Annotated in this window: 18 protein-coding genes; 10 read left to right on the top strand and 8 right to left on the bottom strand. The window is 71.4% G+C overall.

Features of this window, described 5'->3' with window-relative positions; all coding sequences use genetic code 11:
• Positions 1-140: 140 nt before the first annotated feature.
• From SNA_RS04945 to SNA_RS04965, 5 genes are read right to left on the bottom strand one after another with little or no spacing between them, the layout of a single operon-like run.
• Positions 141-1,451 (bottom strand): DUF58 domain-containing protein, encoded by a 1,311-nt coding sequence (locus tag SNA_RS04945; RefSeq protein ID WP_030069685.1) that lies wholly within the window; start codon positions 1,449-1,451, stop codon positions 141-143.
• A 9-nt stretch (positions 1,452-1,460) separates the two neighbouring features.
• Positions 1,461-2,426, bottom strand: coding sequence for an AAA family ATPase (locus tag SNA_RS04950; RefSeq protein WP_030069682.1), 966 nt, complete (start codon positions 2,424-2,426; stop codon positions 1,461-1,463).
• A complete protein-coding gene (locus tag SNA_RS04955) occupies positions 2,407-3,651 on the bottom strand; it encodes a DUF4350 domain-containing protein (protein WP_030069680.1) in 1,245 nt (414 codons plus the stop codon). The genes SNA_RS04950 and SNA_RS04955 overlap by 20 nt, the downstream gene beginning before the upstream one ends.
• Entirely contained in the window at positions 3,648-4,340 is a 693-nt protein-coding gene (locus SNA_RS04960) for a DUF4129 domain-containing protein (protein WP_037792633.1), read from the bottom strand. Before SNA_RS04960 ends, SNA_RS04955 begins: the two co-directional genes overlap by 4 nt.
• Before the next feature lie 4 nt (positions 4,341-4,344).
• Positions 4,345-5,661, bottom strand: coding sequence for a DUF7847 domain-containing protein (locus tag SNA_RS04965; protein WP_030069676.1), 1,317 nt, complete (start codon positions 5,659-5,661; stop codon positions 4,345-4,347).
• A gap of 152 nt (positions 5,662-5,813) precedes the next feature.
• Between SNA_RS04965 and mtnA the strand changes: the two genes are divergently transcribed.
• The 7 genes from mtnA to SNA_RS05000 all read left to right on the top strand — a co-directional run bounded on the left by mtnA (position 5,814) and on the right by SNA_RS05000 (position 14,438).
• Complete coding sequence (gene mtnA, locus SNA_RS04970; protein ID WP_044363470.1) at positions 5,814-6,986, top strand: S-methyl-5-thioribose-1-phosphate isomerase; 1,173 nt, start codon at positions 5,814-5,816, stop codon at positions 6,984-6,986.
• Positions 6,983-7,660 carry a two-component system response regulator MtrA gene (mtrA, locus tag SNA_RS04975; protein ID WP_030069674.1) on the top strand — a complete coding sequence of 226 codons (678 nt, stop codon included), beginning with the start codon at positions 6,983-6,985 and terminating at the stop codon, positions 7,658-7,660. Before mtnA ends, mtrA begins: the two co-directional genes overlap by 4 nt.
• Position 7,661: 1 nt before the next feature.
• The gene (mtrB, locus tag SNA_RS04980; protein ID WP_044363472.1) at positions 7,662-9,767 is read left to right on the top strand and encodes an MtrAB system histidine kinase MtrB; all 2,106 of its coding nucleotides are present in this window, start codon (positions 7,662-7,664) and stop codon (positions 9,765-9,767) included.
• Positions 9,757-11,640, top strand: a complete 1,884-nt coding sequence (locus SNA_RS04985) for an LpqB family beta-propeller domain-containing protein (protein ID WP_044363475.1) — start codon at positions 9,757-9,759, stop codon at positions 11,638-11,640. The genes mtrB and SNA_RS04985 overlap by 11 nt, the downstream gene beginning before the upstream one ends.
• A gap of 100 nt (positions 11,641-11,740) precedes the next feature.
• Positions 11,741-12,439, top strand: a complete 699-nt coding sequence (locus SNA_RS04990) for a ComF family protein (RefSeq protein WP_044363477.1) — start codon at positions 11,741-11,743, stop codon at positions 12,437-12,439.
• Between the two features lie 318 nt (positions 12,440-12,757).
• Complete coding sequence (gene hpf, locus SNA_RS04995) at positions 12,758-13,444, top strand: ribosome hibernation-promoting factor, HPF/YfiA family (RefSeq protein WP_030069670.1); 687 nt, start codon at positions 12,758-12,760, stop codon at positions 13,442-13,444.
• 232 nt (positions 13,445-13,676) lie between these two features.
• The gene (locus SNA_RS05000; protein ID WP_030069668.1) at positions 13,677-14,438 is read left to right on the top strand and encodes a response regulator; all 762 of its coding nucleotides are present in this window, start codon (positions 13,677-13,679) and stop codon (positions 14,436-14,438) included.
• 27 nt (positions 14,439-14,465) lie between these two features.
• Here the strand turns inward: SNA_RS05000 and SNA_RS05005 are convergent, their stop codons facing one another.
• On the bottom strand, positions 14,466-15,674 hold the full coding sequence (locus SNA_RS05005; RefSeq protein ID WP_044363478.1) for a winged helix-turn-helix domain-containing protein: 1,209 nt from the start codon (positions 15,672-15,674) through the stop codon (positions 14,466-14,468).
• A gap of 64 nt (positions 15,675-15,738) precedes the next feature.
• Positions 15,739-16,362: a GNAT family N-acetyltransferase gene (locus SNA_RS05010; protein WP_030069661.1), complete on the bottom strand. Its 624-nt coding sequence runs from the start codon at positions 16,360-16,362 to the stop codon at positions 15,739-15,741.
• Between the two features lie 240 nt (positions 16,363-16,602).
• On the opposite strand from SNA_RS05010, the gene secA reads away from it, so the two are divergent.
• Positions 16,603-19,428, top strand: coding sequence for a preprotein translocase subunit SecA (secA, locus tag SNA_RS05015; protein WP_030069659.1), 2,826 nt, complete (start codon positions 16,603-16,605; stop codon positions 19,426-19,428).
• Positions 19,429-19,495: 67 nt separating this feature from the next.
• Here the strand turns inward: secA and SNA_RS43615 are convergent, their stop codons facing one another.
• Entirely contained in the window at positions 19,496-20,377 is an 882-nt protein-coding gene (locus SNA_RS43615) for an Rv3235 family protein (RefSeq protein WP_241779547.1), read from the bottom strand.
• A gap of 284 nt (positions 20,378-20,661) precedes the next feature.
• Between SNA_RS43615 and SNA_RS05025 the strand changes: the two genes are divergently transcribed.
• Together SNA_RS05025 and SNA_RS05030 are read left to right on the top strand one after the other, a co-directional pair.
• The gene (locus SNA_RS05025) at positions 20,662-21,168 is read left to right on the top strand and encodes a DUF6912 family protein (protein ID WP_030069654.1); all 507 of its coding nucleotides are present in this window, start codon (positions 20,662-20,664) and stop codon (positions 21,166-21,168) included.
• 108 nt (positions 21,169-21,276) lie between these two features.
• The gene (locus tag SNA_RS05030; protein WP_030069652.1) at positions 21,277-21,960 is read left to right on the top strand and encodes an HAD family hydrolase; all 684 of its coding nucleotides are present in this window, start codon (positions 21,277-21,279) and stop codon (positions 21,958-21,960) included.
• Positions 21,961-22,366 lie beyond the last annotated feature (406 nt).

A 22,366-nucleotide genomic window follows, 5' to 3' on the forward strand; every position in this document is an offset into this window, starting at 1 on the left:
CCGCACCGTATGGTGCGGGGCCTTTCTGCATTATGGGGTTATGCGGGCGGGGGGAATTTAATGAGTCAGGTCTGTGGGGTGTCCAGACCTTTGCTGTGTACGGCTGCTGTGTGAGCCGTCGGCGGCCGAGAGCCAGCCTCTCAGAGGCGGCCCGCGGACTTGAGGGCGAGGTAGGCGTCCGCCAGGTCGGGGGCCAGGTGGGTGGGCGTGGAATCAATGACGGTGATGCCGTGGTGGCGGAGGCGGTCTGCGATGTGGCGCCGGGCGGCGCGGGTTTGTTCCGCGGCTGCGGACTCGTAGACGGCCTGAGGGGTGTGGCGGCCGGCGGCCATTTCTTCGATACGGGGGTCGGCGACGGCCGCGACGATGATTTCGTTGCGTTGGGTGAGGCTGGGGAGGACGGGCAGAAGGGCTTCCTCCACGGGGGCCGTGTCGAGGCCGGTGAAGAGCACGATGAGGGACCGGCGCGGGGTGCGGCGGTGGATGGTGGCGGCCAGGCCGCGCGCGTCCGCCTCGACGAGTTCGGACTCCAGGGGAGCCAGGGCGTCGGTCAGGGCGGGGAGCAGGTCGGCGGCGCTGTGGCCCTGCACGGAGGCTCGTATGCGGCGGTCGTAGGCGAGGAGGTCGACGCGGTCGCCGGCGCGTGTCGCCAGGGCGGCGAGCAGCAGGGCGGCGTCCATGGAGGCGTCGAGGCGGGGGATGTCGCCGACGCGGCCGGCGGAGGTGCGGCCGGTGTCCAGGACGAGGAGGATGCGGCGGTCGCGTTCGGGGCGCCAGGTGCGTACGGCGAGGGTTTGTTGGCGGGCGGTGGCGCGCCAGTCGATGGAGCGGGTGTCGTCTCCGGGGGCGTAGTCGCGGAGGCTGTCGAATTCGGTGCCTTCGCCGCGGGTCAGGATGCTGGTGCGGCCGTCGAGTTCGCGGAGCCGGGCCAGTTTGGCGGGGAGGTGCTTGCGGCTGGTGAAGGGCGGCAGCACGCGCAGGGTCCACGGCACGTGGTGGTGAGCTTGCCGGGCGGCCAGGCCGAGCGGGCCGTAGGAGCGGACGGTGACGCGGACCGCGTGGTGGTCACCTCGGCGGGTGGGGTGGAGCGGCGTGGTGAGGCGCCTGCGTTCGGCGGCGGGGATGTGGACGGTGTGACGGCTGGCCGCGATGTCGGTGCCGGGGTGGAAGGAGCTCGGGGGCCAGGCGTCGCGGACCTCGGCGCGCAGAGTGCGGCGGGTCGGGTTGGTGAGGGTGAGGTGTGTGTGGGCTTCGCCTGTTAGTCGAACTGTTGTGTCACCGGTTCGGGTGAAATGGAGCTTTCGCGCTGGCGCGGCGAGCGCGAGATCGCACAAAATTGCTATCAGCAAGGTGAGTTGGACGGTGAGGACACCGAGCCAGCTGGGGAGCACGAATCCGACGAAGAGAGCTCCGACGGCGGCGATGAGGGCGGTGCGTCCGGTGAGGGCCACGGCGTCGCCTCAGCGGGGAACGGGGAGGTGGGCGAGCACGGCGTTGATGACGGAGTCGGCGGTGACTCCCTCCATCTCCGCTTCGGGGCGGAGATGGATGCGGTGACGGAGTGTGGGGAGCGCAAGGGCCTTGACGTCGTCGGGGGTGACGTAGTCGCGGCCGGTGAGCCAGGCCCAGGCTCGGGAAGTGGCGAGCAAGGCGGTGGCTCCTCGGGGGGAAACACCGAGGGACAGTGAGGGGGATTCGCGGGTGGCACGGCAGATATCGACGATGTAGCCGGTGACTTCGGGGGCGACGGTGGTCTTGGCGACGGCGGCCCGGGCCGCCTCGAGGTCGGTGGCGGAGGCTACGGGGCGCAGGCCCGCGGCACGGAGGTCGCGGGGGCTGAAGCCGTCCACGTGGCGCGTGAGGATGTCTATTTCGTCCTGGCGGGCCGGGAGCGGGATGGTCAGTTTCAGCAGGAAGCGGTCGAGCTGCGCCTCGGGGAGAGGGTAAGTGCCCTCGTATTCCACGGGGTTCTGGGTGGCCGCTACGAGGAAGGGCTCCGGCAGGGGCCGGGGGGTGCCGTCGACGGTCACCTGACGCTCCTCCATTGCTTCGAGGAGGGAGGCCTGGGTTTTGGGAGGCGTGCGGTTGATCTCGTCGGCGAGAAGGAGGTTGGTGAATACGGGACCGGGCTGGAAGGAGAATTCGGCGCTGCGGGCGTCGTAGACCAGGGAGCCGGTGACATCACTCGGCATCAGGTCGGGGGTGAACTGGACGCGTTTGGTGTCGAGTTCGAGGGTGGCCGACAGGGCTCGTACGAGCAGGGTCTTGGCGACGCCGGGGACGCCTTCGAGGAGCACATGGCCGCGGCAGAGCAGCGCGACGACCAGACCGGTGACGGCGGGGTCCTGGCCGACGACGGCCTTGGCTATCTCGGTGCGGAGCGCTTCGAGGGAGGCTCGGGCGCTGTCAGCGGTCGGGGTGCTCACGGGGGGCGTGCCTCTCTTGGGAAACGATCGAGGTTTTGAGTGCGTCGAGTTGGTCGGCCAGCTGCACCAGCGCCTTGTCGTCCGCGGGAGTAGGGCCGAAGAGCAGGGAGTGCAGGTCGGATTCGGCTGCGGGCGGGCTGGTCAGGTGGGCGTGCACGGCGGGGAGAAGGATGTCGGGGGTGTGGGCGTGCGTGGGGGGCACGCCGATGAGCGGGGCGAGCCGGGTGCGGGTGGCGGCGCGCAGGACGGCGGAGGCGCGGTCGCGGGCGTGGGCCTGTTCGTACAGCCGGGCGTGGCCTTCGGTGGTCTCGGCGGCCGGCACGGTGACCGGCAGCCGTTCGGGCACCAGGGGACCGAGTCGGCGGGTGCGCCACAGGGCCGCGAAGGCGGCGGCGAAGGCGAGTTGGAGCAGCCCCCAGCTCCAGCCGGAGGGGAGGAGATCGAGGAAGCCGCGCTGGTCCGAATCCTGTGGGGTCGAGGGGTCGCTTGCGGAATCGCTCAGGGAGGGGAGGTACCAGACCAGATGTTCGTGGTCACCGAGGAGTTGAAGGGCCAGCGAGGCGTTGCCGCGCTCGGCGAGGTGGCGGTTGTAGAGGAAGTCGGGGGAGCCGAGAAGGACGGTGTCGCGGCCGGCGTGGGGGGCCGGCAGTCGCAGCAGAGTGGGCAGGCCGCGGCTGGGGTAGCAGCGGTCGGCGGTGCGGTCGGGGGACAGGAAACCGAGGCCGCCCAGGAGGGCTGTGCCCGCGCGGCGGGCGGCGGGCAGCGAACACGCCGGCCGAAGTACCGAGGAGCGTGCCGCGGACTCGGCCGTGACTCCAGGGGCGAAGGTGTCGAGGGCGGCGGTGCCGGGAGCGACCAGGACGACGCGGCCGGGGGTGTGGGCGGTCGCCATGTGCAGGCCGGTCAGCTGGGGTGCGGTCAGCAGGTCGGGCTCGGCGATCAGGAGCGTGGTGTTCGGCCCGGACGCGGCCGCGGCCTCCTCGGAGGTGGTCACGACCTGGGTGTCAACGCCGCGGGCGGCCAGGAGTTGGGCGAGGGCCCGGCTCCCGGTGCGGTCCGCCGAGCGGGGGTCGAGCCGGCCGTGCTGCTCGTTGGACTGGAGGGCGGCGAGCAGCACACCGGTCACGACGAGCAGAAGGAGCGCGAGCAGCAGCCCGCGGGACCGATGCCACACGCGGCGGGCGGTGACGGACGGGGCGACGGGGTCTGTGGTGGCCGTGCTCATCCGCGGCTCCTGGCCGGGGCGGTGGTGAGAGCGGGCTTGGCGTGTTGCAGGTCGCTGTCGAGGGCGGCCATGAGGGCGTACTCCCGCTCGGTTCCGGGGCGCCCGCCGTATGTGACGTCGTCAAAGGTACGGGCCGCGGCGCGCAGCCGGTCGGCATGCGAGGGGAGCAACCGGCCGACGATGGCCACGGCTTCGTCGGCGGTGCGGCCGGGGCCAGGCGTGAGCAGTGCCCGCTCTTCCAGGGCCAGGACCAGGGCGCGCATGCGTTCCTGGATCGCCCGGCTCCACAGGTTGTCGGCGGCGAGCAGGTCGGCGGCCGCACGGTGTTCGGCGGCGGTGCGCGGGGTGTCCGTGAAGAGGGTGCCGCCGGTGGTCGGGGTGCGGCGTATCGCGCCGAGCCGCAGTCGTAGCGCGACGATCAGCAGCACCACCGCCGCGGCGACGGTGACGAGCCCGAGCCAGCCGCCCGGTGTGGCGCCGGCGGCCGTGTGGAACAGCTCGTCGACGCGGTCCCAGAACCAGTTCAGCGCCTGTTGGAGGGGATTGGGGTCGTGCTGGTGGTACCGGGGATCGGACAGTTCGCGTTCCGCCGCCTCGCGGGCGGGCACGCGCGGTGTCCGCACCGGTATGTCGTCGTCGGAGCGCGCCATGAGCCGGCCGAGTGCGGCCGTATTCCCCCCTGTTGTCACCGCATCAGCTTCCCGGAGTGGTGTCGGTGGGTGTGTCGGATCCGGCCGGTCCCGTCGGTGCGTTGCCGTAGCCGGACAGGCCGGCGGCGCGGGCGAGTTCGAGGTCGAGGGCTTCGCGGCGGATGCGCTGGTCCATGTAGAGGAGTGCGGTCACGCCCGCGCTGATCGGGAAGGTGAGGGCGGAGCTGATGACGGCTCCGATGCCGATCACGATCAGGAAGGTCCAGCCGGTGGTGTCGCTGGTGCCGTTGGCCCAGTCCATCAGGCTCTCGCCGTCGACGATGAAGGCGATGAGGGTGGCCGGGATCTGGATGATCGACTCGATCAGGGCGACGATCAGGAAGGCGAGGAGCTGGATCCCCAGGACCCGCCACCAGGAGCCGCGTACCAGCTTGGCGGAGCGGCGCATGGAGGCGATGACCCCCTGCTTCTCCAGCATCAGCGCCGGGGAGGCGAGGCTGTAGCGGACCGCCAGCCAGATGCTGACGACGAAGCCGGCCAGGCCGCCGAGCACGATGAGGAGCAGGCCCGGTGCGAGGCTGCCGGAGGACGTCAGGATGATGCCGGGAGTCAGGCCGACCGCCACGATGGCGAAGAGCATCAGGGGGAACAGGAGCAGCAGGCCGAGCAGACGCGGGAGTTGGCCGCGGGCGTCCTGCCAGGCATCGGCGGTGGTGACCGGGCGGCCGAGGACGGCGCGGCTGGTGACCATGGTCAGCAGGCCCGTGGCGATGAGGGTGGCGAGCAGTCCGATCAGCGAGGTGACGGCGCTTCCGGCGAGGGCCTGGCCGGTATCGCGCAGGGCCTGGCGCAATGCCGGGCCGGAGCCGGTGTCCGGGGCGGGCCGGCGGCCGGGGAGCCACAGTCCGCTGACGACCGTGATGAGGGTCTGCGAAACGGCCGCGACGATCAGCGATATGCCGAGCACCGTGCGCCAGTGGGCGCGCATGGTGGAGGCCGCGCCGTCGAGGATTTCGCCGACGCCGAGCGGACGCAGCGGGATGACGCCGGGCTTGGCGGCCGGCGGGGCAGGGGACCAGCCGCCGCCCCATGCGGGGCCGCCGCTCCCCTGCGGGCCGTGCCAGCCGCCCTGTTGGGGGATGGCTCCGGCGCGGGAGCGGGCGCCGCCCTGTGCGGGGATTCCGGCGGGCGAGGACCACTGGCCGGCGGGCGGCTGCTGCTTGGACCAGTTCGGCGGGGTCGGCTGCTCGGCGGCGGGCTCGTCCGGGGCGGTCTGCGGGTCGGGCTGCTCCTGGGGGCCGCGGTCCGGCTCGTCGGAGGGGGCGGATCCGGGCGAGGCCCAGCCCGGAGAGTTGTTCATCTTCGCTCCTTCGTGCTGCCGGTCCGCCGCGGCGGCCGGGGTCCGGGATCCGCGGTGTCAGTCATCGTGTCATGGCGGACGGTTTTGTGTACCCGGGCCCTGAGCAGTGCGGGACCTTCTGTTCGGGGCGGTATCGACGGCAGACTGAACCAGTGGCCGATCACTACGAGGTGTCTGAGGCGGGCGCGCAAGCGCTCGGAATCCCGTCGTTGCGCTGGGCGGAGCCACCCGAGGGGCCGGTGGTGGTGCTCCTCGACCAGACCCGGCTGCCGGCGGAGGAGGCCGAGCTGGTCTGTACGGACGTACCGGCGCTGGTGCAGGCGATCCGGACGCTGGCGGTGCGCGGTGCGCCGCTGCTGGGCATCGCGGGTGCCTATGGGGTCGCTTTGGCGGCGGCGCGTGGGTTCGATGTGGACGAAGCGGTGGAGATACTGGCGCATGCCCGGCCGACCGCGGTCAATCTCGGGTACGGCGTGCGGCGGGCGGCCGCCGCTTACCGTGAGGCGGCTGGTCGCGGGGGCGGTCCGGAGGCCGCGGCGGCTGCGGCGCTGGCCGAGGCGCGGGCCGTCCATGCGGAGGACATCGAGGCCAGTGCGCGGATGGCGGATCACGGGCTGGCGCTCTTGGGAGAGCTGCTGCCGGGCGGTGGTCACCGGTTGCTTACGCACTGCAATACGGGGCACCTGGTGTCCGGGGGCGAGGGGACCGCCCTGGCCGTGGCGCGGGCCGCGCACCGGGCCGGTGAGCTGCGACGGCTGTGGGTGGACGAGACGCGGCCGCTGTTGCAGGGGGCGCGGCTGACGGCGTACGAGGCGGCGCGGGCGGGCATGGCGTACAGCGTGCTCGCGGACGGGGCGGCGGGATCGCTGTTCGCCGCGGGCGAGGTGGACGCGGTGCTGATCGGCGCGGACCGCATCGCGGCGGACGGGTCGGTAGCCAACAAGGTCGGCAGCTATCCGCTGGCGGTGCTGGCGCGCTATCACCACGTGCCGTTCGTGGTGGTGGCGCCGACCACCACGGTGGATTTCGAGACGGAAGAGGGTGCGGACATAGAGGTGGAGCAGCGGCCGGGCAGCGAGGTGACGGAGTTCTCGTTGCCGTACGGACAGGGGCCCGGGGAGGGTTCCGGGGTAGGCGTCGCGGTGGCGCCGGTGGGCGCGCAGGCCTACAACCCGGCGTTTGATGTGACTCCTCCCGAGCTGGTGACGGCGATCGTGACGGAGGCCGGAGTGGTCTCGCCGGTCACGCGGGAAGGGCTTGTGCGAGTGTGTTCCACATCACGATGGAGTAAGTCACGATCAGGTAATGGGATGATGGCCGAATGAAGGGACGCGTCCTGGTCGTCGACGACGACACCGCACTGGCAGAGATGCTCGGCATCGTGCTGCGTGGCGAAGGCTTTGAACCGTCGTTCGTGTCGGACGGTGACAAGGCCCTGGCCGCCTTCCGCGAGACCAAGCCCGATCTTGTGCTGCTCGACCTGATGCTGCCCGGACGGGACGGTATCGAGGTCTGCCGGCTGATCCGGGCCGAGTCCGGGGTACCGATCGTGATGCTGACCGCCAAGAGCGACACCGTGGATGTGGTGGTCGGGCTCGAGTCGGGCGCGGACGACTACATCGTCAAGCCGTTCAAGCCCAAGGAGCTGGTGGCCCGGATCCGGGCGCGGCTGCGGCGCTCGGAGGAGCCGGCGCCCGAGCAGCTGGCGATCGGTGACCTGGTCATCGATGTGGCGGGGCACTCCGTGAAGCGGGGCGGGCAGTCGATCGCGCTGACCCCGCTGGAGTTCGATCTGCTGGTGGCGCTGGCGCGCAAGCCGTGGCAGGTGTTCACCCGCGAGGTGCTGCTCGAGCAGGTCTGGGGCTATCGGCACGCCGCCGACACCCGGCTGGTCAATGTCCACGTGCAGCGGCTGCGTTCCAAGGTCGAGCGGGATCCGGAGCGTCCGGAGATCGTGGTGACCGTGCGCGGTGTCGGCTACAAGGCCGGGCCGAGCTGAGATGATCCGGGACGGTGCGGCCCCGGAGGCACAGCGGGGGCGTTCCGTCGGCCCGGTGGGCGAAATGTCCTTTTCGGGTAAGTTGGTCGCTCGGCTGTTGCGCGGCGGCCAACTGCTGCCCGACGGGGCCGTGAGCGGTCCGGTCCACCCCCTGCTGCGGCTCTTCAGCCGCTGGGTGCGACGGCCGCTGCTGCCCGCCCTGCGGCTGTGGCGGCGCAACATCCAGCTGCGGGTCGTGGCCACCACCCTGCTGATGTCGCTCGCCGTGGTCCTGCTGCTCGGTGTGGTGGTCGTCGGCCAGGTCCGTAACGGTCTGCTCACCGCCAAGGCGCAGGCCGCGCAGAGCCAGGCGGTCGGCGGCTTCAGCGTCGCCCAGAAGATGGCCGACGGTGCCGACGACACCCGGCCCGACGATGCCGCCCGCACCGGAAACCGCGGCTCCCAGGACTCCGCGACCTGGCTGACCGGCCTGGTCGAGCAGCTTGCCAGTGGCGGCCAGGGCGTCTTCTCCGTGGTGGCGCTCAGCTCCGATTCCGACGAGCCGTTCGGCGATTCCAGCCCCGGCACCCGCGGCCCCCGCGCCTCCGGGGACGTCGACCCCGAGCGCAGCGTGCCCGCCGAGCTGCGGCGCAAGCTGGACGCCAAGTCCGGGACGTTCCGCCAGTACACCCAGATCAAGCGCATCGGCTCGGACGACGGTGTGGCGGCGCTGATCATCGGCAAGCGCCTCAACGACATCAACGGCAACCAGTACCAGCTCTACTACCTCTTCCCGTTCAGCCAGGAAGAGGAGTCCCTGAAGCTGGTGACGGGCACGCTGGCGACCGCCGGGGTGTTCGTCGTGATCCTGCTCGGCGCCATTGCCTGGCTGGTCGTGCGGCAGGTCGTCACGCCCGTACGGATGGCCGCGGGGATCTCCGAGCGGCTGGCCGCCGGGCTCCTCCAGGAGCGGATGAAGGTCACCGGCGAGGACGACATCGCCCGCCTCGGCGAGTCCTTCAACAAAATGGCGCAGAACCTCCAGATCAAGATCCAGCAGCTGGAGGAGCTGTCCCGGATGCAGCGCCGGTTCGTCTCGGACGTCTCGCACGAGCTGCGGACACCGCTGACGACCGTACGGATGGCCGCCGATGTCATCCATGACGCCCGCGACGAGTTCGACCCCGCCACCGCGCGCTCCGCGGAGCTGCTGCGAGGTCAGCTCGACCGGTTCGAGTCGCTGCTCGCTGAGCTGCTGGAGATCAGCCGGTTCGATGCGGGCGCGGCCGCGCTGGAGGCCGAGCCGATAGACCTGCGCGATGTCGTCAGTCGCGTCATCGAGGGCGCCGAGCCGCTCGCCGAGGCCAAGGGCACCCGCCTCGTGGTGCGCGGCGCCGAGCGGCCGGTGATCGCCGAGGCGGACCCCCGCCGGGTGGAGCGGGTGCTGCGCAACCTCGTGGTCAACGCCGTCGAGCACGGTGAGGGCCGGGACGTCGTGGTGCGGCTGGCCTCCGGGGGAGGCCCGTCGGGTGGCGCCGTGGCCGTCGCGGTGCGCGATTACGGCGTCGGCCTCAAGCCCGGTGAGGCGACCCGGGTCTTCAACCGCTTCTGGCGCGCGGACCCGGCGCGGGCCCGTACGACCGGCGGCACGGGCCTGGGCCTGTCCATCGCCGTCGAGGACGCCCGGCTGCACGGCGGCTGGCTCCAGGCGTGGGGCGAGCCGGGCGGCGGCTCGCAGTTCCGGCTGACGCTGCCGCGTACGGCCGGTGAGACGCTGCGCGGCTCCCCGATACCGCTCGAACCGGAGGACTCGCGGCGCAACCGCGGCCTGGCCGGGGCAGGAAAGGCGCGGACCGGCGCGGGCCGGGCGGCGTCCGCGATCCCGGCGCAGCCGCGTGCCGCGGTCCGTCCCGCGGCCGATCCGGCGGCGCTCCCCGGCGCCGGCGGCGCCCGCGTGGTACCGGCGTCCGGGGGCGTACGGAACGACGGAACGGCGCACGGCAAGGGTGCGCACACGGAGGGGCCGCACCGTGGCGGTGCGGCGGTCGACGACAGGGCCGCCGATGAGGCGGCCCAGCGGGAAGCCGGGCGGGGCGCGGAGCAGGAAGGCGGGCTGCGTGGACACTGAGCGCGAAGGCGAGGGCCAGGCCGGGCACACCTCCCGCACGCGCCTCCGCAGGGGGGTGCGGCGGGCGCGCACGGCCGGGCTGCTGGGCTGCGCCGGCGTACTGCTCGCCGGGTGTGCGTCCATGCCGGACAGCGGCGATGTCAAGGCGGTCGACCAGTCGCCGCGGGCCGAGGGCGACTCGCAGGTACGGGTCTACGGCGTCCCGCCGCAGGACGGCGCGCAGCCGACGAACATCGTCCGCAGCTTCCTCGACGCCACGACCAGCGACGAGGTGGATTTCCGCACCGCCAGCCAGTATCTGGCCAAATCGGCCCGGCAGACCTGGCAGCCGTTCCGGGTCACCAATGTGCTCCAGGAGCGACCCAAGCCCGAGCCGGAGATCCAGCGCAACCGCGAGGACGCGAACGGCTACACCGTCACGCTGTCCGGCAGCCAGGTGGCCAAGGTGGATGCCAATCACGCCTACACCCCCGAGGAGCGCACCTACCGCCGGACGATTCACCTGATCAAGGAGAACGGGCAGTGGCGTATCGACCGCCTGCCCAACGGACTGGTGCTCGGGCAGTCCGACTTCCAGCGGATCTACCGTTCCGTCAACAAGTACTACTTCGCGTCCTACCAGTCGGAGTCGTCGGAGCCGAAGGCGAGCCGTAACGTCCTGGTCGCCGACCCGGTCTATCTGCGCCAGCGGATAGAGCCGATCGCCGCCAGTGTGGAGGCGCTGCTGAACGGGCCCACCGACTGGCTCGGCCAGGTGACCGCCTCGGAGTTCCCGCACGGCACCCGGCTCGCCTCGCGCGATCTGTCGCTGGACGATTCCAATGCGCTGCGGGTCAAGCTGACCAAGCAGGCGGTCAACACCGACGCCGCCCAGTGCAAGCGGATGGCGGCCCAACTCTTCTTCACCGTCCAGGACATGACCCGGGCCTCGAAGATCAGCGAGGTGGACCTGGAGGACGCCAAGGGCAACTCCCTGTGCTCGCTGACCCAGGAGCAGGCCGAACGCGACTTCTCGCCGGTGCGACAGGCCGGGCACTCCGCCCAGGAATACTTCCTCGACGCCGACCACAAGGTCGTCTCCATGTCCGACGACGCCACCGAACCGTCCCCGGTGCGCGGCCCGTTCGGCACCGGCAAGACGGCGCTGCGCTCGGTCGCCGTCTCGCGCGATGAGACGACCGCGGCCGGGGTGTCGAGCGACGGCCGGTCGCTGTACGTGGCCGGCCTGGAGGACGGCGTGCAGCGCGGCGGCCCGCTGCTGACCTCCGCGGGCTCCGCCAAGGCCCCGGACGAGGGGCTGACCGCGCCGAGCTGGGACGGCCTGGGCGATCTGTGGATCGCCGACCGCAGCGCGCACAGCTCGCGGCTGCTGCGGCTGCGCGAGGGGAAGGGCGCCCCCGAAGAGGTCGCGGTGCCCGGTCTGGGCAAGCGGCGGATCAAGGCGATCCGGGTGGCCGCGGACGGGATCCGGATCGCGATGCTGGTGGAGGACAACGGACGTACGACGCTCCAGCTGGGCCGGGTCGAGCGCGGCGGTTCCTCGACGCATCCGACGCTCTCGGTGGAGGAACTGCGGCCGATCGCTCCGCAGTTGGAGGATGTCGTGGCAGCTTCCTGGGCGGGCGGCAGCCGGCTGGTGGTCGTCGGGCGGGAGTCCGGCGGGGTGCAGCAGATGCAGTTCATGGAGACCGACGGTTCGGCGTCCAATGCGGAGACGCTGCCCGGGGTCAACGGCGTCAAGGCGGTGGCGGCCTCGGAGGACGAGACCCGGCCGCTGATCGCCGACGCCACCGAGGGCATTGTGCGGCTGCCTCCGGATGCGAACTGGAAAACGGTGGCGAAGGACGGGACGGCGCCGGTCTATCCGGGGTGACGGCGGCCCCGGCCCGACGGTGGGCGGCCCGCCGAGGTTGTCCACACGCGGGTTGTCCACAGGAGTGGTGGCCGGGCTCCGGCGGCGGGACCCTGGAGTCATGCAAGGGGTGTGGCGGGAGCTTGCCGGTCTGGTGCTGCCGGTCGACTGCGCGGGGTGTGGCCGGCCGCGTACGGAGCTGTGCGCGCAGTGTCGCCGGGCGCTGGTGCGCGAGGGGCGCGGCGCGCTGCGGGTGACGCCGCGGCCCGGGCCGGAGGGGCTGCCGCCGGTGTGGGCGGGTGCGCCGTACGCCGACGAGGTGCGGGCCGTTCTGCTGGCGCACAAGGAGCGCGGTGCGCTGCGGCTGGCGCGGCCGCTGGGGGCGGCGCTGGCCGGGGCGGTGCGGCGGGTGCGGGGCGGTGGGGCGCCGGTGCTGGTGCCGGTGCCGTCGGCCCGAAGAGCGGTGGCCGGCCGGGGCCATGATCCGGTCCGCAGAATTGCGCGGGCGGCCGCCGCCGACCTGCGGCGCGGCGGTGCGGGGGCGCGGGTGCTCACGGTGTTGCGGCAGTGTCGTCCGGTGGCCGACCAGGCGGGGCTGAGCGCCCCGCAGCGGCTGGCGAACATGGCAGGTGCACTGGAGGTGCGGGGCGGCGCCGGGAGGCTGCTGGCGGGGGCGCCAGTGGTGCTGGTGGACGATCTGGTGACGACGGGGGCCACGCTCGCCGAGGCCTCGCGGGCCGTCGCCGCGGCGGGTGGCCGGGTGGCCGGGGCGGCGGTGGTCGCGGCGCCCCGCAGCGCGTTCGAAATCAAGTGGAACTGAGCGAGGAAGTTCATCGTTGCAGGTAATGAGGGGCAACAATCACCCGAATGGAGCTGGTGGTCGCAAAGGGGTGCCGACAGCCGTCCAGGAGAGCTATGTTCGGTTGTGAGGACTTGGCAGACGCTTTGCCTCGGATGTCGTGATGGGTGCGTCTAGGGGCATTTGCGGCCACCCTGAAAACGTTGGAGTGGAGATCGTGTCCTTTGGGGAGGAGGAGGTGAAAGTCGCCAAGTCCGAGGCTTCGGCATCCACCGGAGCCTGGTGCAAGAAGGAGACGCTCCGCCTGCGTAGCGGAGCGATCCGGGAACGGAGTTCTGCGTGGACATCGTCGTCAAGGGCCGCAAGACCGAGGTGCCCGAGCGGTTCCGCAAGCACGTGGCCGAGAAGCTGAAGCTGGACAAACTCCAGAAGCTCGACGCCAAGGTGATCAGCCTGGACGTCGAGGTGTCCAAGGAGCCCAACCCGCGGCAGGCCGACCGTTCCGACCGGGTGGAGATCACCCTCCGCTCCCGTGGCCCGGTGGTCCGGGCCGAGGCGGCCGCAGCGGATGCGTATGCGGCGCTGGACCTGGCCACCGCCAAGCTGGAGGCCCGACTGCGCAAGCAGCACGACAAGCGCTTCTCCCGCCGCGGTAACGGGCGCATCCCGGCGAGTGATGTCGCTGCCATCGTCCCTGACGCCGCGCGTCTGAACACCAATGGCGAGCTCGCCACCGAGCGCGAGCCGCTGGTGCCGACCACGAAGATGGGGTCGGTCGACGTCCAGGGCGAAGGCCCTCTGGTCGTCCGCGAGAAGACTCACTCGGCAGCACCGATGACGCTCACCCAGGCGCTCTACGAGATGGAGTTGGTCGGACACGACTTCTATCTCTTCGTCGACGCCGAGACCAAGCAGCCGAGTGTCGTCTACCGGCGCCATGCATACGACTACGGCGTCATCCACTTGAACCCCGATTCGTTCGGGGAGGAAGAGCCGGGCGGCGCAGGGGGCGCGCTCGGCGGCTGATACCCATCCACTGTGTGCCCCCGGCGTGCGCCGGGGGCACCATCGTGCCTGAAGAAAGCAGGAGTTGAAGCCGTATAGTGTTTGTGCCAGCCAGGGAGCATGTGGACACGAAACGGCTACGTGCCGGGGAGACGTCGTATGGCATTGATCGGGCTGGCCGCACGGGGCTGTTGTCAACCAGCCTTATTTCCAAGCTCTGGCCCTTCGGCCGAGTAGTTGACGGGGAGGAACGATGGGGGACAGTTTCGGGCCCGTGAGTGACGGCGCGGAGGGCGAGGGAAGCGGCAGCGGAAACGGTGCCGCCCCGGGGACTGCCGCGAGCGCGCCGCGCAAGGAGCCGATCCGGGTCCTGGTGGTGGACGACCACGCGCTTTTCCGTCGCGGCCTGGAGATCGTGCTGGCCCAGGAGGAGGACATCCAGGTCGTCGGCGAGGCCGGGGACGGTGCGGAGGCGGTCGACAAGGCCGCGGATCTGCTGCCGGACATCGTGCTGATGGACGTCCGGATGCCCAAACGGGGCGGTATCGAGGCCTGCACCGCCATCAAGGAGGTCGCCCCCAGCGCGAAGATCATCATGCTGACGATCAGCGACGAAGAGGCCGATCTCTACGACGCGATCAAGGCCGGCGCCACCGGCTACCTCCTCAAGGAAATCTCCACCGACGAGGTGGCCACCGCAATCCGCGCGGTCGCGGACGGCCAGTCCCAGATCAGCCCGTCGATGGCGTCCAAGCTCCTGACGGAGTTCAAGTCGATGATCCAGCGCACCGACGAGCGCCGACTGGTGCCCGCGCCCCGGCTCACCGACCGCGAGCTGGAGGTCCTCAAACTGGTCGCCACCGGCATGAACAATCGCGATATCGCCAAAGAACTCTTCATTTCCGAAAACACCGTGAAAAACCACGTACGCAACATCCTGGAGAAGCTCCAGTTGCACTCCCGGATGGAAGCCGTGGTCTATGCGATGCGGGAGAAGATTCTCGAGATCCGCTGAGCCGCATCGGCCGGTCGGCCGTACGGATCAGTCGGACTTCTCACTCATGTGAGTGAGTTCTGCGCGGAGCGCGGCGGCCAGTTCGGCGTCGTCGCAGCGTTCCAGGCGCACGGCGTCGCAGCCCGCCCAGGTGGCGGCCTCACGGAGCGCCTGTGCCATGGGGCGGACGGCCTTGGGGCCCTGCATCGAGACCTGGCGGGCGATGAGGGTGGTGCCCTCGCGGGCCGGGTCGGCGCGGCCCAGCAGGCGGCCCCCGGACAGCAGCGGCATCGCGAAATAGCCGTGTACCCGCCGGGGGCGGGGGACGTAGGCCTCCAGGCGATGGGTGAAGCCGAAGATCCGCTCCGTACGGGCGCGGTCCCAGATCAGGGAGTCGAACGGCGAGAGCAGGGTCGTGCGGTGCCGGCCGCGGGGCGGGGCGGCCAGGGCGGCGGGATCGGCCCAGGCCGGTCTGCCCCAGCCCTCGACCTCGACGGGGACCAGCCCCGAGCCCTCGATGACGGCATCGACCTGGTCGCCCTTGAGGCGGTGGTAGTCGGCGAGATCCGCGCGGGTGGCCACTCCCAGCGCGGCCCCGGCCTGGGCCACCAGGCGGCGCAGGCACTCGGCGTCGTCCAGATCGTCGTGCAGCAGGGCGTCGGGGACGGCGCGCTCGGCCAGGTCGTACACCCGCTTCCAGCCGCGGCGCTCGGTACAGACCACCCGGCCGGTGTCCAGCAGCCACTCCACCGCGATCTTGGTCTCGGACCAGTCCCACCACTCCCCGCCCTTGCGGCCGCCGCCCAGCTCGGAGGTGGTCAGCGGGCCGTCGGCCGTCAGCCGCGCCAGGACGGCGGCGCAGGAGCGGTCGGAGTCCTCCATGGTGTGCCAGCGGTAGCCCTTGGCGCGGTAGGCCCGGCGGCGGAAGGCGAAGTGCGGCCACTCCTCGATGGGCAGGATGCAGGCGGCGTGCGACCAGTACTCGAAGCTGTGGGTGCCGCTCCAGTAGGCGCTCTCGACGGCTTCGCGGCCGACCGGGCCGAGGCGGGCGTACGGCACCAGCTCGTGCGAGCGGGCCAGCACCGAGATCGTGTCCAGCTGCACCGCGCCCAGCTGCCGCAGCACCCCGCGCACCCCCGCTCGTCGGTCAGGGGCGCCCACCAGCCCCTGGGCCCGCAGCGCCAGGCGCCGGGCCTCGTCCCGGGAGAGGGTCGTCACGGGCGGGGGCAGCGGCCGGGTGCGCGGGCTGGTGGTCATGCGGGAAAGCGTAGGGGCGGCCACTGACAATGCCCGGGCCGCCGGCCGCACCCGGCAGAGGGCCTCAGTCCGTCCGCCCGCCACCGTACGGAAGGTACGGCGTGGCCTCCGCGGCCGGGTCCGCCGGCTCGGGAGCCCGCGGCAGGTCGGAGGGGAGGAGGGAGCCGATCCACACGTCGCGTCGGGTGCCCTCGTGGATCAGCTTGGCGCGCAGGGTGCCCTCCATCTGGAAGCCGACCTTGCGGGCCACCGCCCGGGAGCCTTCGTTGCCCGCCTCTGCCAGCCACTCCAGCCGCTCCACCCCCAGGTCGGCGAACGCCCAGCGCACCACCTCGCGGGCCGCCTCGGCGGTGTATCCCCGGCCCCGGTGCTCCTTGGCCGTCCAGTAGCCGAGCTCCGCCTGGCGCTCGGGGGCGTGCAGCAGGGAGATCCGCACCAGCCCCATGGAACCGACCAGGGAGCCGTCGGTCCGGGAGACCACGGCGAAGGCATAGGCGGCATCGGTGCGCCAGCCCTCGGGGGCGGTGGTGGCGACGTACTGTTCGGCGTCTCCGAGGCCGTAGGGTGAGGGGACGCTCGTCCAGCGTGGTATGTCCGGTTCCTGGCAGGCCGCGAAGACTGCGGGGGCGTCGGACGGTTCGAAGGGACGCAGGACGAGGCGTTCGGTGGTGAGGACGACGGGCTCCATGAGGCGAGTCTGCGGTGCGGAGAATACGGGCGCGAACGGATTTCGCGTGATTCCCGGCACCTTCTCGTCCGCTCATGCGTTCACCGGAAGAGGGCATATCTGCCGTCGCTGCGGCTAACCTCCCGGCCTGACAGAGTCCTCCCTTACGATGGCCGTTGCGGCGGGGCCTGCCCCATTGGAAACATGCCGCGCCCGCGCACCCGACCGTGCCAGGCCCGACCGGCAAGGAGACCAGCCCAAGTGTCCGTCTTCAACAAGCTCATGCGTGCAGGCGAAGGAAAGATCCTGCGCAAACTGCACCGCATCGCGGGCCAGGTCAACTCCATCGAAGAGGACTTCGCGGCCCTGTCCGACGCCGAGCTGCGGGCGCTCACGGACGAGTACAAGGAGCGCTACGCGGACGGCGAGAGCCTGGACGATCTGCTGCCCGAGGCGTTCGCCACGGTCCGCGAGGCCGCCAAGCGCGTGCTCGGCCAGCGCCACTACGACGTCCAGCTGATGGGTGGCGCAGCCCTTCACCTCGGATTCGTCGCCGAGATGAAGACCGGTGAGGGCAAGACCCTCGTCGGTACGCTCCCGACGTATCTCAACGCGCTGTCCGGCAAGGGCGTCCACCTGATCACGGTGAACGACTATCTGGCCGAGCGCGACTCCGAGATGATGGGCCGGGTCCATAAGTTCCTGGGACTGACGGTCGGTTGCATCCTCGCCGACATGACGCCCGCCCAGCGCCGCGAGCAGTACAACTGCGACATCACGTACGGCACGAACAACGAGTTCGGCTTCGACTACCTGCGCGACAACATGGCCTGGTCGCAGGACGAACTCGTACAGCGCGGCCACAACTTCGCGGTCGTCGACGAGGTCGACTCGATCCTCGTCGACGAGGCCCGTACGCCGCTGATCATCTCCGGCCCGGCGGATTCGGCCACCAAGTGGTACGGCGACTTCGCCAAGTTGGTCACGCGCCTGAAGAAGGGCGAGGCCGCCAATCCGCAGCGCGGCATCGAGGAGACCGGCGACTACGACGTCGACGAGAAGAAGCGCACCGTCGGCATCCATGAGTCCGGTGTCAGCAAGGTCGAGGACTGGCTGGGCATCGACAACCTCTACGAGTCGGTGAACACCCCGCTCGTCGGGTACCTCAACAACGCGATCAAGGCCAAGGAGCTGTTCAAGAACGACAAGGACTACGTCGTCATCGACGGCGAAGTCATGATCGTCGACGAGCACACCGGCCGTATCCTCGCCGGTCGCCGCTACAACGAGGGCATGCACCAGGCCATCGAGGCGAAGGAGGGGGTGGAGATCAAGGACGAGAACCAGACGCTCGCCACGATCACCCTCCAGAACTTCTTCCGCCTCTACGACAAGCTCTCCGGCATGACCGGTACGGCCATGACCGAGGCCGCCGAGTTCCACCAGATCTACAAGCTCGGCGTCGTCCCGATCCCGACGAACCGCCCGATGGTCCGGCTGGACCAGGCCGACCTGATCTACCGCACCGAGCCCGCCAAGTTCGACGCGGTGGTCGAGGACATCGTCGAGAAGCACGGCAAGGGCCAGCCGATCCTGGTCGGCACGACCTCGGTGGAGAAGTCCGAGTACCTCTCCCAGCAGCTCAACAAGCGCGGGGTGCCGCACGAGGTCCTCAACGCCAAGCAGCACGACCGGGAGGCCTCGATCGTCGCCCAGGCCGGCCGCAAGGGCTCGGTCACGGTCGCCACGAACATGGCCGGCCGCGGTACGGACATCAAGCTGGGCGGCAACCCCGACGATCTCGCCGAGGCGGAGCTGCGGCAGATGGGCCTGGACCCGGTCGAGCACGTCGAGGAGTGGGCGGCCGCGCTGCCCGCCGCCCTGGAGCGGGCCGAGGCCGCGGTCAAGGCGGAGTTCGAGGAGGTCAAGGAGCTCGGCGGGCTCTACGTCCTGGGCACCGAGCGGCACGAGTCGCGCCGTATCGACAACCAGCTGCGCGGCCGCTCCGGCCGTCAGGGCGACCCGGGCGAGTCCCGTTTCTACCTCTCCCTGGGCGACGACCTGATGCGGCTGTTCAAGGCCCAGATGGTCGAGCGGGTCATGGCGATGGCCAACGTCCCCGACGACGTCCCGATCGAGAACAAGATGGTGACCCGGGCGATCGCCTCCGCCCAGTCGCAGGTCGAGCAGCAGAACTTCGAGACGCGCAAGAACGTCCTGAAGTACGACGAGGTGCTCAACCGCCAGCGCGAGGTCATCTACGGCGAGCGGCGCCGCGTCCTGGAGGGCGAGGATCTCCAGGACCAGATCAAGCACTTCATGGACGACACCATCGACGCCTACATCCAGGCGGAGACGGTCGAGGGCTTCGCCGAGGAATGGGACCTGGACCGGCTGTGGGGCGCGTTCAAGCAGCTCTACCCGGTCAAGGTGACCATCGAGGAGCTGGAGGAGGAGGCCGGCGACCGCGCCGGCATCACCGCCGAGTTCATCGCCGACGCCGTCAAGGACGACGTCCACGAGCAGTACGCCGCCCGTGAGGAGCAGCTCGGCTCGGAGATCATGCGCGAGCTGGAGCGCCGGGTCGTGCTGTCCGTGCTGGACCGCAAGTGGCGTGAGCACCTCTACGAGATGGACTACCTCCAGGAGGGCATCGGCCTGCGGGCGATGGCCCAGAAGGACCCGCTGGTCGAGTACCAGCGCGAGGGCTTCGACATGTTCACCGCGATGATGGAGGGCATCAAGGAGGAGTCCGTCGGCTATCTGTTCAACCTGGAGGTCCAGGTGGAGCAGCAGGTCGAGGAGGTCCCGGTGCAGGAGACCTCCGAGCAGCCCAGCCTGGAGAAGGCGCAGGACGTCGTCCCGGCCGGTGCGGGCCGTCCCGAGATCCACGCCAAGGGCCTGGAGGCCCCGCAGCGTCCGGACCGGCTGCACTTCACCGCGCCCAAGGTGGACGGCGACGGCAGCGTCATCGAGGGCGACTTCGTCAGCGACGACGAGGGCCCGGCCCGCTCGGAGGCCGACGGGCTGACGCGGGCGGAGCGCCGGAAGGCGCAGAAGGGCGGCGGGCGACGCCGCAAGAAGTAGGCACGTCGAACGGGGCGCCCCGGCCATGAGGCCGGGGCGCTTTCGTGTGCCCGGCCGACGACACGGCCTAGGGGTGCGGTGCGGGGACCCATGGCCGGGGCATCGGGCCGATGTCGAGGGTGGCGCAGCGCCAGCGGGTGTCGGCGCCGCGTTCGAGGCGGAAGGCGAGGGCGCGCAGGCGGTCGCCGGAGGAGATACGGGCGAAGGCCTCGATGACGCCGTCGCGGGGGCGGCACAGACCGCATTCGCGGAGGGTGGGGACGGCGGCGGTGCGGCCCGGTGCGGGGCGGGGACGCAGGGGCGCCTGCGGGGCGAGCTCGACCAGCTGGTCGTAGGCCGTGGGCAGGGCGTGCCCCAGCAGGGCATGCACGGGGATCTGGCCGCTGAGCGCGAGCAGCAGCTGTCGGGCGAACCAGAGGTGCGGCCGCCGCTCGTGCGCCTGGCGCCGGGCCCCGGCGGTCGGCAGCCGCTCGGCGGCGGCCGCGGCTGCCGCCGAGCGGGCGCCCGGACCACCGGCGGCATCCGCCGTGCGGCCGGCGGACGGCCCGGCCGGGGCCGTACGGCCCGGAGTGGTGCGGGTGGCCGTCGACGGTCCGGCGGGCCGTGTGCGCCCCCGGCCGGGCCCCGCGCCGGGACCGCGGCCGGCGCCCCTGGGGCGGCGGGGGGAGGGGGTGCGGCTTGCGGGGGCCGGGGTGATGGGGGCGGATTCGGCGGCGGGGCCGGTGGCGGCGGCCGGGGTGGTGGGGGCGGCTTCGGGGCTGGTGCGGGGGCGTGGGGTGCGGGCGGCAGCGGTGTCGTCGCGGACCTCATCGGGCGCGCCGGCAGACGTCTTGCCGGACATCCCCAGGGACGTCTCCCCGGGCGTCCCTTCAAGAGCCCCCTCGGGAGTCGCGTAGTGCTCGGCCGCTGTGGCCGCGTCGGAGGGTCGGGTCGGATGGCTGTCCGTCATGAGCATGTCCCCCTTGTGCCGGGTTGGTCGATTACCGGGCGGTAGCTTCGGTGGATCTTCTCGGCGGGGCCGGGCGGGCGGCAAGGCGGGCCGGGGCCGCGCGGCGGGGCGTGCAGAGTTCACCCTTCCGTGGTGGGGGCGTGCGAAATCGCGGGTGGGAGGGGGCGGGACGAGGTTCCGCGGCCAGGGTGGGGAGGGCGTGCGGGAGCCCTGATGGGGGACTCTCGCCCGTATGCTGGCTGAGCATTCTTCAGAGTCGAGCGAAATGAGCGGAAGCGGCTGCCATGCGCGTCTATGTCCCCCTGACACTTTCCGGTCTCGCCGAGGCGCACAAAAGCGGTGAGCTGGGCGCGGGGCCCGTCGACGCGTACGCCGTCACGCCCGCGCTGCGCGAGTGGTACGTCTCGGACGACATCGAGGAGCTGGAGTATGCGGCGCTGAACCGCGCGGCCCAGGCCTCGCTGCGGCAGCTCGCGGGCAATCCGCAGGTGGCGCGGCGGCGGGTCGTGGTGGCGGTGGATGTGCCCGAAGGGGTGGCGGTGGCGGATCCGGACCGGGCGCTGGACGAGTCGGCGCTGGGTCAGGTGCGGCTGGCCGGGCCGGTGCCGCTCACGACGGCGGCCGCGGTGCATGTGGATGCGGACGATGCGGAGCCGGATGTCGCGGCGGCCGCGGCGGCGCTGGGTGCAGCGGACCAGGGCGACGACGATGCGCAGTTCACGGTGGACGGTGCGCAGGACCACGATCTGATGTGGTTCGGGGTGCAGGAGATTCCGCACCTGCTGGCGTAGCGCGGCCGGGGCCCCGCCGGTCCGCCCCGCGGCGTTGTCAGTGGGTGCGGGTACGTTTTCTGCATGGGGAAGGACGCGGGGACGTACACGACGGGGACGCATATGGCCATGGACGGGACGCGGCGCGCGGCGCACATCGTGTGGGACTGGAACGGCACGTTGTTCCACGACACCGATGCGGTGATAGGGGCCACCAATTCCGCATTCGCGGAGCTCGGGCTGGCGCCCATCACGCTGGAGCAGTACCGCGAGCTGTACTGCGTGCCGGTTCCGAAGTTCTACGAGCGGCTGATGGGGCGGATGCCGACGGAGGCCGAGTGGCTGGTGATGGATGCGACCTTTCACCGGCATTACACCGAGCACCGGGTGCGGTGCGGGCTGGCCGAAGGGGCGGATCTGCTGCTGGCGGAGTGGCAGGCGGCCGGGCACAGCCAGTCGATCCTCAGCATGTTCGGGCACGACGAGCTGATACCCCTGGTGCGCGGCTTCGGGATCGAGGCGCGTTTCGTACGGGTGGACGGCAGGACCGGGCCGTCCGGCGGCGGCAAGAGCGAGCACATGGTGCGGCATCTTGCGGCGCTGCGGGATGTGGAGCCGGGGCGTACGGTCGTGATCGGTGACGCGCTCGATGATGCGGTGGCCGCGCGGGAATCCGGGGCGCATGCGGTGCTCTACACCGGCGGCTCGCACAGCCGGGCCAGCCTGGAGGGCGCCGGAGCGCCGGTGGTGGACACCCTCGCCGAGGCGGTGGCGGCCGCGTCGGAGCTGGCGCGGGGCGGCGCGGCCGGGTGACCGGCGGCACGGACCAGGCGGCACCGACCGGGAGCGCCGGCCGGGAGTGTGGAAGGACCCGTCGGAGCGTGGAATGACCCGTCGGCGTGCAGCCGGACCGCCTCGTACCATCGCACATCCGGGCGGGCCGGACGTTGTCCGGATGGGCTAAGTTCATAGTGGGGTTTTGTACGGAGAAGGCCCATGACGGCACCCCTGCCGAGAGCGATAGCCTTGCAGCGTGATCAGCGCGATAACCCGCGGGGGCATCGAGGCCCCCGCCGTGCGCCCGGGACACCACCGTGACCGGGCGGTCGCTGGTCTTTGCGGCTACATCCCCGTGTCGACTGTGTCACCACTCGTCGAACACGGCACGGCCCTCCCTCACCGCGGCATAGCGTCGACGTCGACAGGACACCCCGTGTCG

This window comes from Streptomyces natalensis ATCC 27448 (assembly GCF_000935125.1).
Taxonomy (GTDB): domain Bacteria; phylum Actinomycetota; class Actinomycetes; order Streptomycetales; family Streptomycetaceae; genus Streptomyces; species Streptomyces natalensis.